We start from the raw sequence: 12477 nt of genomic DNA on the forward strand, positions 1-12477 counted from the left end.
GGTTGCTCCAACAAGATGGGACCTTCAACGTTCAGGATCCAGATTCCACAATTCGCTGTCGCTGGTGGAGACCGCGACTGCGCCTTTCTTCAGCGCATCGAACACGTCGCCTTTATTGCAGACGAAGCCCGAGGCGACGATCGGCGGCAAAGCCTTGCGGTCCTGTTCGGACAGATGCGAGAGCATCGGCGCTGGCATCAGTTGTACCAGATTCGGATCGCTTTGCTCCAATGCCTTTACGCTACGCGGCCAGGTCGAGCGGTCCGTCACGAATACTTTCTGCATCGTGACGAGACCGGCCCGATTGCCGCGCTGGATAGTCGCCACCCGGGTCGAGACGAGGCTGGTGACGCCGATGTCCGCCAGATACTCCACGCCGCCTTTATCTTGCGAAAGCCCATCGCAACTGTCGATATTGACGATGACATACTTGCCGGCTTTCGTCAGCGCCGCGACCACCGGGTGCAGTTTGCGCAATTCGACATTCGCGACGATCGAGATTTCCGCAGCGCTTTTCAGAAAGATGTCGATCTGCTCGACGCCGAACAGCGTCGCAATGACCGGGTGGCGCGTTAGGCGCGCCCCAAGTGACTTATCCATGTGATTACTGCTTCGTGTCTTGAGCTTGCTCGTCAGTCAGGCCAAGCTTGCCGGGATTGAGAATGTTCTTCGGGTCGAGTGTGCGCTTGACTGCCTGCAGAACCGGGAATGCACTACCGAGCGATTCGCTCATATACGGCGCGCGCAACAGGCCGACGCCGTGATGGTGGCTCAACGTCGCATTGTATTTGATGAGGACAGCATTGGCGGCGTCCCATGCCGCGCGATACCACTTCGCACGATGCTCGACTTCGACTTCGCCGCGCAACGAGAAGTACAGGCACGCGCCGTCCACATACGCATGCGACTGGTGCGCCGAACCGGCCAGCGTGCCGGGTACTGCATTGATGGCGGCCACTACGTCGGCATAGATGCCCGGCAGGTCTTTCCACGGGCCGACCATTTCCAGCGTATCGGCCACAAAACCCGGGCTGCGTTTGAAACCTTCCGCGCTCTTGCCGGTGAGGTAACGCGTGTCGAGCCACTTCTCGAAGATGACCTTGTCGTCCAGTTGCTCGCCCAGTTCCTTGCAGACACGTTCGCTGATCGTCAGCACCGCTTCGACCATTTCGCGCGGACCTTCGTCGGCGATCAGCAGCACGTTCGATTCCGGCAGCCCGAATTGCACGCCGCTTTCGAGTTCGTCATAAAGGCGCAGGGCAGCCGGGTTCGCGCCTTGTTGCATGATCTGGCGGCATGCTTCGAGGCCGATCGCGAAGGTCTTGAAGCCATAGGCAATCGCCCGGCCGTAATCCGGCAGACGATGCAGCTTCAAACGCACGCGCACGATTACGCCAAGCGTGCCTTCGGAGCCGATGAAAAGCTGCTGCAGATCGGGACCGACCGCCGCGCGCGAATAACCGCCCACGCTGATCAGGCTGCCGTCGGCGAGCACCACGTCCATGCCGGACACCATGTCTTCGATCTTGCCGTAGCGCGTCGAGAGTTGACCCGCGCCGCGGCACGCCACCCATCCGCCGACCGTGCTGATCGCGTACGACGACGGCCAATGGCCCATCGTCATACCGTAGTCGCGCTGGATGGTTTCTTCGAAGATGTCGCCGAACATGCCGGCTTCGACTTCGACGATCTGGCTTTCGCGGTCAAAGCCGACGAGGCGATTCAGTTCGCACACGTCCAGCACGATGCCGCCGCGCACGGGCAGCGCCGCACCGGTCACATTGCTGCGCCCCGCGGACACCGTTACCGGAATCGACGCTGCATGGGCGATACGCATGACAGCCTGAATCTGCTCGACCTTCGAGACGCGCACGATGACCGCGTGCGGCGTAGCCGGTTTGCCGGCGGTTTCCGTCACCATCGAGGCGGCCCACCAGTCGCGCGTCCACGCGACGACGTCGGGTGCGAGCGTGAGCACTTCGTCGGCTACGTCGCGCAATGCGCCGATCTGCTGTTCGCTGACCTTGACCGGATCGCGTTGCAGACCGGCTTCAGCCGTGCTGTCCTTGACTGTGTCCTTGAGCGTGGCGGCGTAAGCCGGCGGAGTATGCGCGCCGACGATATAGTTGCCACGGTTATAGCCACGCTTGATTGCTTCCTTGCTGATCATTCGGTTTCTCCCATAAGAACAGACTTTTCGTGTTCGACGGCGGCGACGTAGTCGCTCACCTGCTTTGCGACGGCCGCTGCGGACAAGCCGAGTTCCGTCTGTAAAATTTCACCCACGCGCACGGCGGCGCGTGCCGATGCATCGCGTGCCATCAGGCGTGCGCGGATGCGGCGCGACAGCACGTCATCCACGTTGCTCGCGAGTTCGTGTCTGACGGCGTAGAGCACCTCCGCTTCGGTGTACGGCAGACCTTCGACGATCGGCTTCAGCAAGCTCGAATCGCCTTCGAGAATGTCGGTGACAAAACGCGCTTCCGTGCCGTAGCGTTCGCCCAGTTGCGCGGACAAACCGCCTGACGCAACGATCGCTTGCGCGTCGTAGCCCGCCGCGCCAAGCAGGTACGCGGACTTCGTCCGGCATTTCGCGCGTTTGCCGATCACTTTCTGCGCGGCGTCGATGGTCTGTTCGGCCATGTGCCGCGAGGTCGTGAGCTTGCCGCCCACGATCGTGACGAGTCCGTCCGGCGCGGTATGAATCTCGTGATTGCGCTTCATTTCCAGCGTCTTTCCACCGGGCGGCCCGACCAGCGGCCGGCAGCCGGCGATGCTGCCCACCACGTCCCCGGCCTGCAGATCGGTCTTCAATGCGGAGCGCGCGCCTTCGATCAGGAAGTCGAGTTCCTGGCGCGTGCAGCAGACGTCGTCCAGATTGCCTTGATAGTCTTCGTCGGTGGTGCCGAGATAGGACACGTTGCCCCAGCGTGTGATCGTCGCGCGTCGGCTGCGGCCCGGTACGGGAATCGTCACCGTGCAGTCGTTGCGAATCTTCAGCCACGGAATCGCGACGTGCACGCCCTTCGCAGGACGGATTTGCAAAGCTGCCGGATCGTCTTTTTTGCGGCCGTTCCAGTCGCGCAACCAGACGCCGGTAGCCATCACCACCACGCCGCCACGCACGCGAATTTCGCGCTCGTCCGCATGCACGATCACACCGTCGACGCTGCCGTGTCCGTCGCGCGTAATCTCGACGACCTTGGCGTGATTGACGACGGCCGCGCCATGAAACGCCGCCGTGCGCGCGAGATTCAACGTGAGGCGCGCATCGTCCACGCGCGCGTCGAAATACATGAAGCCGCCGGTGAGGTTCTCTTCGTTGAAGGTGGGGCAATGCGACAGCACTTCCGCCTTACTGAGCTTCTGATGCAGGATGCCTTCGCGCCAGCCGCCGGCAATGTCGTAGGTCCACAGCAGACTTTCGAATGCTTTGGCGAGGCGCTTGTCGAACACGCCGTCTTTCTCCATGACGGGAAACAGGAAGGGCAGGCGTTGCACCAGGTGCCGTGCGTTTCTGCGCAGACGCTGCCGTTCGAGTAACGAGTGGCGTACCAGCCCGAGATTGCCCTGCTCGATATAACGCAGGCCGCCGTGCACCATCTTCGATGACTTCGACGAGGTGCCCGAGGCGAAATCGCTCTTTTCGAGCAGCGCTACACGATAGCCGCGCAAGCTGGCGTCGAGTGCCGCGTAGGCGCCGGTTACTCCGCCGCCCACGATCACGATGTCGAAGGTTTCACTGCCGAGGCGGTCGAGCTGCTCGCCGCGCACCATGCGCAGGGGCTCGGTGCCGGTCATTTCGGCGCGTTCTTTCGAGGCCTTTCTGGATGGAATAAACAACATGTGTATCAGTCCCCACAACCATTATCAAATGCGCTTGCATGAGCAAGTTCGGCCTCGACCCTTGCCTGCCACGAGGCGCGCCGCTTCGCGCGCGCGCCTGAGTCCGCCGACGGCTCGAACACCGCGTCGGTGACGGTAGTGGCGCGGGCCTGCTGCAACGAATCCCACAGCAATCCCGACGAACCAGCGAGAAACGCGATGCCACGCAGGCTCGCGCGGTCGCTTTCATGCATGCGCCGCACCGGCATGCCGCTCAGATCGGCCTGAATTTGCAACAGGGTGTCGCTGCCCGACAGGCCACCGCCGACCACCAGTTCGGAGGCTTCGACATCCGCGATCGCCTGGTTCGCGTCGATGCACAACGCCACCGAATGCGCGATGCCTTCGAGAATCGCGTAGGCGATTTCGGCTTGCGTCGTGGCGATGGAAATGCCGCACAGCGAAGCGCGCGCATTCGGTTGCAATTGCGGCACGCGCAGGCCGGTCAAGGCAGGCAGGAAGGTCACGCCGCGCGCCGAGTTCACCGTTGCGGCGAGCGCGCTGATCTGGGCGGGATTGTCGAACCAGTGCAATTTCTCGCAGATCCAGTTCAGCGCCGAGCCTGTAGTCGCGACGAAGGTTTCGAGCGAATAATGCGAGACGTTGTGCTGGCGGCGCGCGGTCATGGTCAGCGTGCCGTCGTGCGAAGTCCCTGTGACGGGTGGAATCTGCGTGCCCACCAGCAGATCGACGAAACTGCCGGTGCCGTGGACACACATCGACTGGCCGCGATCGAGACAGCCCAGTCCCACGGCGCCCGCGAGCTGATCGCCCGCACAGGCGAGAATCGGCACGTCGATGCCGAGCAGGTCGGCGCGAGTTCGGCCGAATTCATCGGCATCCTGACGAAGTTCCGGCAACAGGGTCTGCGGGAAGCCGAGCGCATCGATCCAGTCGAGACAATAGCGGTGCTCGGCCAGCAGATAGGCGCTCGCCGAGGTCGCGTTGGTCGGCGTCGTCACACAAACGCGTTCGTTCGACAGATGCCAGAGCAGCCACGTGTCGATCGTGCCGAACGCGAGGCGGCGCTCGCGCTGGGCCAGGATCACAGAAGGTGTCTTTTGCAGGTGATGGGCCGCCCACAGATAGGGCGAGCGCACACCGGCAGGACGTCCCACGCGTTCGATCAGTGTGCTGTCCCACTTCGCGGCCAACCGGTCCAGTTCGCTTGCGTGGCGTGTGTCCTGCCACACCATTGCGGGCACCAGCGCGCGGCCGGTGTGGGTGTCCCACAGCACGGCAGTGGCGCGTTGCGTCGCAATGGCTAACGCGACCACGTTCAACTGCTCGCTTGCCGCGCGAGCCAGCGTCGCGCGGCACACGGCGAGGGTTTTCTCGAGGATGGCGTTCGCGTCCTGCTCGACGACGCCCGGCCGCGGGCTGTCGACACTGAGCGGCAGATACTCCAGACAGGAGACCTGTCCGTCTGCGTCGACGACTGCCGCGCGCGTGCCGGACGTCCCCTCGTCGATGGCGAGAATAACGTTTCGATTACGGGTCATTGCTGGGATTTCTCGATTGCCGGGGTCATGAATGCGGATGCTTGCTCAGCGTCGCCTTTGAATTGCGGCGCGTTGGGTTCGTTGTCGGGGGTGATGGTGGTGCGCGTCGGGTCCCACTTGATGACAAAGCAGATCACGCTCGCCACCAGCGGCACGATGGCCAGGATCAGGAAGGTGGTGTCGAGGCCGTAGCGCTCACGAAACAGCGGGAACACCAGCAGGCCCAGCGCGGCGCCAATCGACCCCAACGCGCCGATTACGCCGTTGGCGCCCGCGCGAATCTCACTGCGAAACGACAGCGAAGAAAGACTCTTGCCGTTCGCGCCGGGCCCTGAAGAGTGAAACAGAATGAACAGCGAGGGCACGATCACCGCGAGCCACAATGGCATTTTCGAGCCGAACAGACCGAGTACCACCAGCATTACGAAGACCGCGGCGAAGCCGAATGCGGACGCGCGCCGCAAGCCGAATCGCTTGCCGATGACCGGCGACATGAAGCCGCCGAAGATGCCGAACACGTTGAAGAGCAATGCGCCGAGCGTGGCGTAGACGAAATCCTTGCCGAACAACGCCGCGCTGATCAACGGCAGATACCAGCCGATCGCGAAGTACTGGATCGACTGGCCGACCTGAACGGTAGCGGCGAGCAGGGTGCGTGGCAGATAGATGCCGCGAAAGATCAGTGCGACGTTGGCGAGCCCACGGGTGGCCTGATTCAGCACCGGCACGCGCTCTTCGACGGGCGCGGCAGAGAAGGGACGCCCGTAGATGCGGCTCATCGCGGTGGCGGCCTCCACCAGACGTTCCTTGCGCGCGAGCCAGATCGGGCTCTCGACCAGAAACACCAGTTGCAGCACGAGGATCGCCGCGCCGAACAGGGCCGTTGCCGCCACCGAATAGCGCCAGATCGAGTCGCCCACGTGCCAAGATTGAAACAGCAGTGCGAGCAGCAGGTTGGAGCAGACGGCGGTGTACCACATGCCCTGCCATGCATTCAGGCGGCTCTTCAGTTTGACCGGCGTGAACTCGGCGAGCATCGCCATCGCAATCGCGAAGTCGATCCCGTAGGCCATGCCGACAAAGAAGCGGCCCGCCAGAATGACTTCGAAACCCGGTGCGAACACCACCAGCACGGCGCCGATCACCGCGAGCAATTTGGCCAGCACTAAAGGACGGATGCGCCCCCAGCGATCGGCCATCCAGCCGCCGATCGGGTTAAAGGCGATCGCAACCCAGGACGCAAACGACGTCATGAGCGCAATTTGAGGCGCGCCGAGATGGAGATCCCGCGTCATGGGCCCGAGGCCCGCGCTCAAAGCAGAATTGGAGAATGCGTCTAGAAACAGGCCGCCGAGTGCGAGCCACCAGATAACGCCGGCTCTACCGGGAATGCCTGAACATGAATCGATGAATGAAATAACATCGTCAATGCCACGAATCTTAATCGCGATCGTTTGCACAATCGGTCTCCTTTAGTTTTTCTGTAAGAGGCCGGTGCTGTTCGCGGAGCAAATCGCGAGTGCGTATTCGGATGCGTTCCGTTTACGCGCAAGAGACCATCTTACAGATAGTCTCTTATCTAGATCTGCAGGCAAACTTTATGATGCGTCGTGAAAAGTGTCAAGCGTTGTGACGAAGAGAATGGCGAGTGGGGTGAGTTGAAGTGGGGCAGGGATTTCCACTATTGCACGACTGTGTTCCGCTTCGCGTACTTCGACAAAAATATGGATGCCTAAGTTAATTTCATTTCATGGACGGCCCGGACTATCTGATGATCACTGGCCGCGTGATGTTCGGCACCGAGTGCCAGGTACTGGCTGTCTATAGTTAATTCTCATGCCGCGGGAATCCTGCCTTATCAAGCAAACCGGTCGAACCCGTGAGGTTATTTCAAATCTTGATTGAGAATGATTCGTGTTTACGATAAATTGATGTCGTTTCTTGAGAAATTCGGAGCGAATTCATGGCGGAGGTGTTCGTGCGGCAGCAGTCTTCAACAGCGATACCAATGTCTGTTCTCAACGCAGGTGTCGCACGTCCTTCAGAGCAACGGCGGGCCGGCAGTCGCGCTCGCTCCGTCGATTGGGGGAAAGGAGCGCTGCTCGATGTGCTGGTTGCGAATCGGCCGATGCTCGTTGAACTGGCCTGCGGGTTCGTAGGGTGCGCCAGTCTGGCTGAAGATGTGGTGCACGATGTGTTTGTCAAACTGATCGACTTTCGGGATCAGGATGCTGTGCGGCAACCGGTGGCCTACGTGACCCGTATGGTGCGGAATGCGTCGATTGACGTGGTTCGGCGGCAGAGCCTCGAGAGTACCTATCACGCTGACAATGACGATGGTTTGCATGTGCCTTCGGTGGAGCCTTCACCTGAAGCAGCGCTGCTTGTGCGCGATACGTTGCGGCACGTTTGTCAGGCTCTTGAGCAGTTGCCGGCGCGTAACCGGGTTGCGTTTGAGATGGTGAGAGTGCGGGAGGAAACGCTGCTGAGCGCAGCGCGGGCGCTTGATGTTTCGCAGACGGTGGTGGGGTCCCTTGTGAGGGATGCTGAGAGGTATTGTGTTGATGTCTGTAATCGTGGTGTGGGGGTGGTTTGTAGTGGGCGGCGGCGGTAGTTAGAGTTGGGTGTTGGCCTTTCCTTGTTGTGTTAGTGGTCTATTGGCGTTGCCCGGGGGTGTCAGAATTTCCGTGTTTAAGGCGTTTGGAGAATTACACGGGTGATCTGATGAAGCGATCCTGATAGAGGATAGCGAATTGGTTCATGGCCGTCTTCCAGTCGTGAGCGGCATGTCCCCAGTTCGCCGTGATATTTCGCAAGGCCAGCCAGATGAGCTTGGTGGCGGCCTCGGCACTCGGGAAGTGGCCGCGGGTCTTGATGATCTTGCGCAACTGGGCATTGATGCTCTCAATGGCATTTGTGGTGTAAATAATCTTGCGTATCGCGGGGGGAAACGCAAAGAACGGGATCACGCGGTCCCAGGCACTGCGCCAGGCCATGCCAATCATCGGGAGTTTCTGGCCCCATGGCCCATCGGCAAACGCGTCGAGTTCAGCTTCGGCCGCTTCCGCGCTGGGTGCCGTGTAGATCGGACGGATCGCTGCGGCCAGTGCCCGACGATCTTTCCAGCTCGAATAATCCAGGCTATTACGGATCAGATGGACGATGCAGGTCTGCAGCGTGGTGGCCGGGAACACGGCGGCCAGTGCTTCGGGCATGCCCTTGAGACCATCCGTGACGGCGATCAGGATGTCGTTGACGCCGCGCGTCTTCAGATCATTGAAGACCTTCATCCAGAACTTGGCGCCTTCGGTGCCTTCGATCCAGAGTCCGAGAATGTCGCGTGTGCCGTCCGGCAGCACGCCCAGTGCCAGATAGACCGCCTTGTTGCGTACCACGGCGTCTTCGCGGATCTTGACGCGCAAGGCATCGAAGAACACGACCGGATACATGGGCTCGAGCGGCCGGGTTTGCCAGGCGCTCACTTCGGCCATCACCTCGTCGGTCACCGAGCTGATGAAATCAGGCGAGACCTCGGTGCCGTACTGCTCTTGCAGGAAACCCTGAATCTCCCGGACCGTCATGCCACGCGCGTACATGGCCACGATCCTGTCGTCGAAGCCGGTGAAGCGGCGTTCATGCTTGGGGATCAATATCGGCTCGAAGCTGCCATCACGGTCGCGGGGCACCTCGATGCGGATTGGACCGTCTTCGGTCAGAACCGTCTTGGCACCACGGCCATTGCGCTGGTTCGTGGCGTGGGCCGGCCTGGCGGCGCCCGACGGATAGCCGAGATGGTGGTTCATCTCGCCACCCAGCGCACGCTCGATCAGGGCCTTCTTGAGCGCCATCGTGGCGGCATTGATGGCTTCGGCCGTCATCGGGCCGTTGCCGAACTGTTCAAGCAGCTCGGCAGGAATTGCCGGCAGGTCTACCGGCTTGGCTTTCGGTTTGCGAGGCATAGTCACTCCTTGGCGACATGTTATGCCTCAAACACGAAATTACTGACAGGCCCCGTTGCCCCTGTGCGGGGCGGCACCTACTTTTCTTTGCCTGCCGCAAAGAAATGTAGGCAAAAGAAAGCGGCTTTACACCGCTAGCTCATAAGTGGGTCCCCCGCGCAGCTACGGTGGTGGTGCATCTGGAATCTGTCTCCTCGCACATTCCGCCTCAGTGACAAGGCAGTCATACTTCCGGCGGCGCTGCGCGCGCCGACGCTCATTTCTTAACACCAATCTCGATTCCGGTCTCGATCTCGTTTGGGGCCATGTGTTGCCGTCATCGGATGAACCTCGGCGATCCGTCAGTCTGACGCTTCAGCACGAATCGCAGCGGGCGACTTGTTGTGCAGGACGGGTTTCTACTTTTCTTAGCCGTCTCGATGCGCTGCCCGAAATCACAAAACTCAGCACCGCGAGGACCCATACGCCAGCGCCGCCGTATAGCATCACCCAGCCAAAGCCGTCGATTAATGCGGCGTGAACCGCTGTTCCCGTAGGATCGATTTGCGCTAGCACCGGTATTCCCGCTTTGACAGCTTCGGCATCCCCCGCGGCAATCTTCTCGGCAAGTCGGGCAAGCAGGCCCGCGTCGATCGTTGCAGGCAATCTCGCCTTCAGGTGGAACAGGATGCCGGCAATCAGAATCGCACCCATCAACGCAATGTTGATCGCGAGCGTAATCATCCGCGCACTCATGTCAATGCCAGATGCCATGCCGGCTCGCTCCACAGGAACGGCACCCGTTGTCGTGTTAGTTACGGGCGTATTCGTCAAGCCAAGGCCGGCCCCGGCGAGTATGCAACCAGGCAACATCGTCAGCGCGCTCGGATGCGCAACGCTGCTGCCGTACTTCATCAACATGAAACCAAGGCCGATGACGAAGAGACCACCAGGAATTGCAATTCCTGAGCCGTAACGCAAGATAAGCCGCTCGCCCAGCGGAGGAAACAGCAGCGTCGGCAGCGTGTATGCAAGCAAGGCCAGCCCCGCAGTCATGCTGTCGTAGCCAAGTCCGATCTGGAAGTAGATCGGGATGTAAATCATGAAAGGCCAGAAACTGAAGTTCATGCCGGCGGAACCCATCAACGCGCCGGAAAACTGCGGAATCCTGAATACCGAAAAATCGAACATCGGACGTGCGCTGAATCGCTCCGCGTACAGGAATGCCACGAAGGCAAGCACCGTCGCCACGAGAATGAAAATCGCACGCGAACTGGTGAAGCCAAGGGCGGGGCCCTGGGTGATGAAATACACCAGGCCAAAAACCGCCAGCGACAACGTGGCAATGCCGGCCACGTCGAACGTATGCGCGTGCGGATCGCGCGATTCCTGCACGCCGCCAAAGACCAGCGCCAAGGTCACGATGGCGAGCAGCGCATGTACCCAGAAGACCCATTGCCACCCGGATACCGCCACGATCATTCCGCCGATTATCGGCCCAAAGCCCAAGCCGATGCCAAGAACAATGCCCCACGCGCTGAATGCCCGGGCACGCTCAGGTCCCTCGTTGAACTGGTGCGAGAGCACGGCGACCTGACAGATCAGCATCGCGCCGCCACTCGCGCCTTGCAACAAACGCCCGACGATCAGCGTCGGCACGCTCTGCGCAAGCCCGCATATCAACGAAGTCAGGCCAAACAGCGCAATGCCAATGACGAAAATCCGCCGGCGGCCGAAGCGGTCCGCCAGCGTGCCGGTTGCCATCAGGACCGTTGTTACCGCAAGCGTGTAGGCGTTCATGATCCATTGCATGCCCTTGAAGTCGCCGTGCAGAACACGCTCGAGAGTAGGCAGGATCACCGGCACACTTGAGATTTCAAGGCTGAACATCAGTGAAGCAAGGCACACGGCGCCCAGCGCCAGCGTGTTCTTGCGGATGGAGAAACGGGTCGTCGTTTGCGCCGCGTCGTTGGACGTGGGCCGGCCGGCGCGCGATTGCCGCGTGGTCGAGCCCTGGTCGGTTGTGGTCGCCGTGGCGCCGGCATGCGGCCGTTCGTCGTGCCGTGGCGACGCGTTCCGATATCTGGACATAGGAATTCACCTCGATAGTCGATGGCCTGGGCCACCAGAGAGTGTGTAATATAGAGGGGAATTCCTGTCCCTATTGACGCCATTTACTCCAATGAATGTGTCTTTGAGGGAACCAATTGGGTGAGGCTATGAGCGACATTCTTGATGGCGTGACGACGTTCGTGCGCGTCGTCGAAACGGGCAGTTTTGCGTTGGCGGCGGAGCGCATGAACCTGACGCGTTCGGCTGTCGGCAAGGTGATCGTGCGGCTCGAAAAGCGCCTCGGCGTGCGCCTGCTCAACCGCACTACACGTAGCCAGAGCCTCACCGAAGACGGCCAGGCCTATTACGACCGCTGCGTGCGCGCATTGGCCGAGCTCGAGGCGGCGGAGGCCGATCTGGACTCGGGTCGGCGCGAGCCTAAAGGGCGTCTGCGGGTGAGCGTGCCGCAGGCCTTCGGCCATCATTGCGTGGCGCCGGTCCTGCTCGGGCTCGCGCGCCGGCATCCGCAACTGAAGGTCGATATTTCGATCAACGATCGCTTCGTGGACATGGTGGAGGAGGGCTTCGATCTGGTCGTGCGGATCGGTCCGCTGCCTGACAGCGCAAGTCTCGCGGCGCGCCGGCTGGGGGTGCAGTACGCAAGCATCGGCGCGGCGCCGTCCTATCTCGCGCAACGCGGCAAGCCCACCAACGTCAACGAATTGCGCGGCCACACGATCATCGCCTACATGCGGGCGGGTGTGGCATTGCCGTGGGACGTGGTCGATACCGACGGGCAAATCCGCCGCGCGCAAGTCGAGCCGCAACTCGCCTTTGACGACATGCAGGGGATGGTGGATGCCGCAATTGCAGGCTTTGGTCTGGTGTGGCTGCCATGCTGGCTGCTGACCCGCTATGTGCAAACGGGCCAACTGGTCGCGGTCATGGAGAACTGTTTTCGGCCCTTGCAGGAGATCCACGTGGTGTGGCCGAAGAGCCGATATCTGGCCTTGAAGACGCGCTCGGCAATCGACGCGCTGGTGGCCGAGATTCCCGCCATGGTCAGGGCGCCCAGCATGGACGCCCTGCCTCGCGCGTAG

Annotated in this window: 9 protein-coding genes; 2 read left to right on the plus strand and 7 right to left on the minus strand. The window is 61.2% G+C overall.

Annotated elements, in window-relative coordinates:
- Window positions 1–24: 24 nt before the first annotated feature.
- The 5 genes from GH665_RS25130 to GH665_RS25150 are packed head-to-tail and all read right to left on the minus strand — an operon-like array spanning window position 25 to window position 6847.
- Window positions 25–600, minus strand: coding sequence for a glycerol-3-phosphate responsive antiterminator (locus GH665_RS25130; RefSeq protein WP_028195028.1), 576 nt, complete (start codon window positions 598–600; stop codon window positions 25–27).
- Window positions 601–604: 4 nt separating this feature from the next.
- Window positions 605–2170 carry an FAD-binding oxidoreductase gene (locus GH665_RS25135; RefSeq protein ID WP_153139946.1) on the minus strand — a complete coding sequence of 522 codons (1566 nt, stop codon included), beginning with the start codon at window positions 2168–2170 and terminating at the stop codon, window positions 605–607.
- A complete protein-coding gene (locus GH665_RS25140) occupies window positions 2167–3846 on the minus strand; it encodes a glycerol-3-phosphate dehydrogenase/oxidase (protein WP_153139948.1) in 1680 nt (559 codons plus the stop codon). The genes GH665_RS25135 and GH665_RS25140 overlap by 4 nt, the downstream gene beginning before the upstream one ends.
- Before the next feature lie 5 nt (window positions 3847–3851).
- On the minus strand, window positions 3852–5387 hold the full coding sequence (locus tag GH665_RS25145) for an FGGY family carbohydrate kinase (RefSeq protein ID WP_153139950.1): 1536 nt from the start codon (window positions 5385–5387) through the stop codon (window positions 3852–3854).
- Window positions 5384–6847, minus strand: a complete 1464-nt coding sequence (locus GH665_RS25150; protein WP_028195024.1) for an MFS transporter — start codon at window positions 6845–6847, stop codon at window positions 5384–5386. Before GH665_RS25150 ends, GH665_RS25145 begins: the two co-directional genes overlap by 4 nt.
- Before the next feature lie 503 nt (window positions 6848–7350).
- On the opposite strand from GH665_RS25150, the gene GH665_RS25155 reads away from it, so the two are divergent.
- Window positions 7351–8001 carry an RNA polymerase factor sigma-70 gene (locus tag GH665_RS25155; protein ID WP_153139952.1) on the plus strand — a complete coding sequence of 217 codons (651 nt, stop codon included), beginning with the start codon at window positions 7351–7353 and terminating at the stop codon, window positions 7999–8001.
- Between the two features lie 94 nt (window positions 8002–8095).
- Here the strand turns inward: GH665_RS25155 and GH665_RS25160 are convergent, their stop codons facing one another.
- Both GH665_RS25160 and GH665_RS25165 read right to left on the minus strand, forming a co-directional pair.
- On the minus strand, window positions 8096–9346 hold the full coding sequence (locus GH665_RS25160; RefSeq protein WP_153134964.1) for an IS256 family transposase: 1251 nt from the start codon (window positions 9344–9346) through the stop codon (window positions 8096–8098).
- 354 nt (window positions 9347–9700) lie between these two features.
- Window positions 9701–11416, minus strand: coding sequence for an MFS transporter (locus GH665_RS25165; protein ID WP_153139954.1), 1716 nt, complete (start codon window positions 11414–11416; stop codon window positions 9701–9703).
- 128 nt (window positions 11417–11544) lie between these two features.
- Between GH665_RS25165 and GH665_RS25170 the strand changes: the two genes are divergently transcribed.
- The gene (locus GH665_RS25170) at window positions 11545–12477 is read left to right on the plus strand and encodes a LysR family transcriptional regulator (RefSeq protein WP_153139957.1); all 933 of its coding nucleotides are present in this window, start codon (window positions 11545–11547) and stop codon (window positions 12475–12477) included.

It is taken from the genome of Paraburkholderia agricolaris (assembly GCF_009455635.1).
Classification (GTDB): domain Bacteria; phylum Pseudomonadota; class Gammaproteobacteria; order Burkholderiales; family Burkholderiaceae; genus Paraburkholderia; species Paraburkholderia agricolaris.

Bases quoted from the DNA above. Each gene is read 5' to 3' on its own strand.
- GH665_RS25130 (WP_028195028.1), bottom strand. From the start codon at position 600: ATGGATAAGTCACTTGGGGCGCGCCTAACGCGCCACCCGGTCATTGCG.
- GH665_RS25135 (WP_153139946.1), bottom strand. From the start codon at position 2,170: ATGATCAGCAAGGAAGCAATCAAGCGTGGCTATAACCGTGGCAACTAT.
- GH665_RS25140 (WP_153139948.1), bottom strand. From the start codon at position 3,846: ATGTTGTTTATTCCATCCAGAAAGGCCTCGAAAGAACGCGCCGAAATG.
- GH665_RS25145 (WP_153139950.1), bottom strand. From the start codon at position 5,387: ATGACCCGTAATCGAAACGTTATTCTCGCCATCGACGAGGGGACGTCC.
- GH665_RS25155 (WP_153139952.1), top strand. From the start codon at position 7,351: ATGGCGGAGGTGTTCGTGCGGCAGCAGTCTTCAACAGCGATACCAATG.
- GH665_RS25160 (WP_153134964.1), bottom strand. From the start codon at position 9,346: ATGCCTCGCAAACCGAAAGCCAAGCCGGTAGACCTGCCGGCAATTCCT.
- GH665_RS25165 (WP_153139954.1), bottom strand. From the start codon at position 11,416: ATGTCCAGATATCGGAACGCGTCGCCACGGCACGACGAACGGCCGCAT.
- GH665_RS25170 (WP_153139957.1), top strand. From the start codon at position 11,545: ATGAGCGACATTCTTGATGGCGTGACGACGTTCGTGCGCGTCGTCGAA.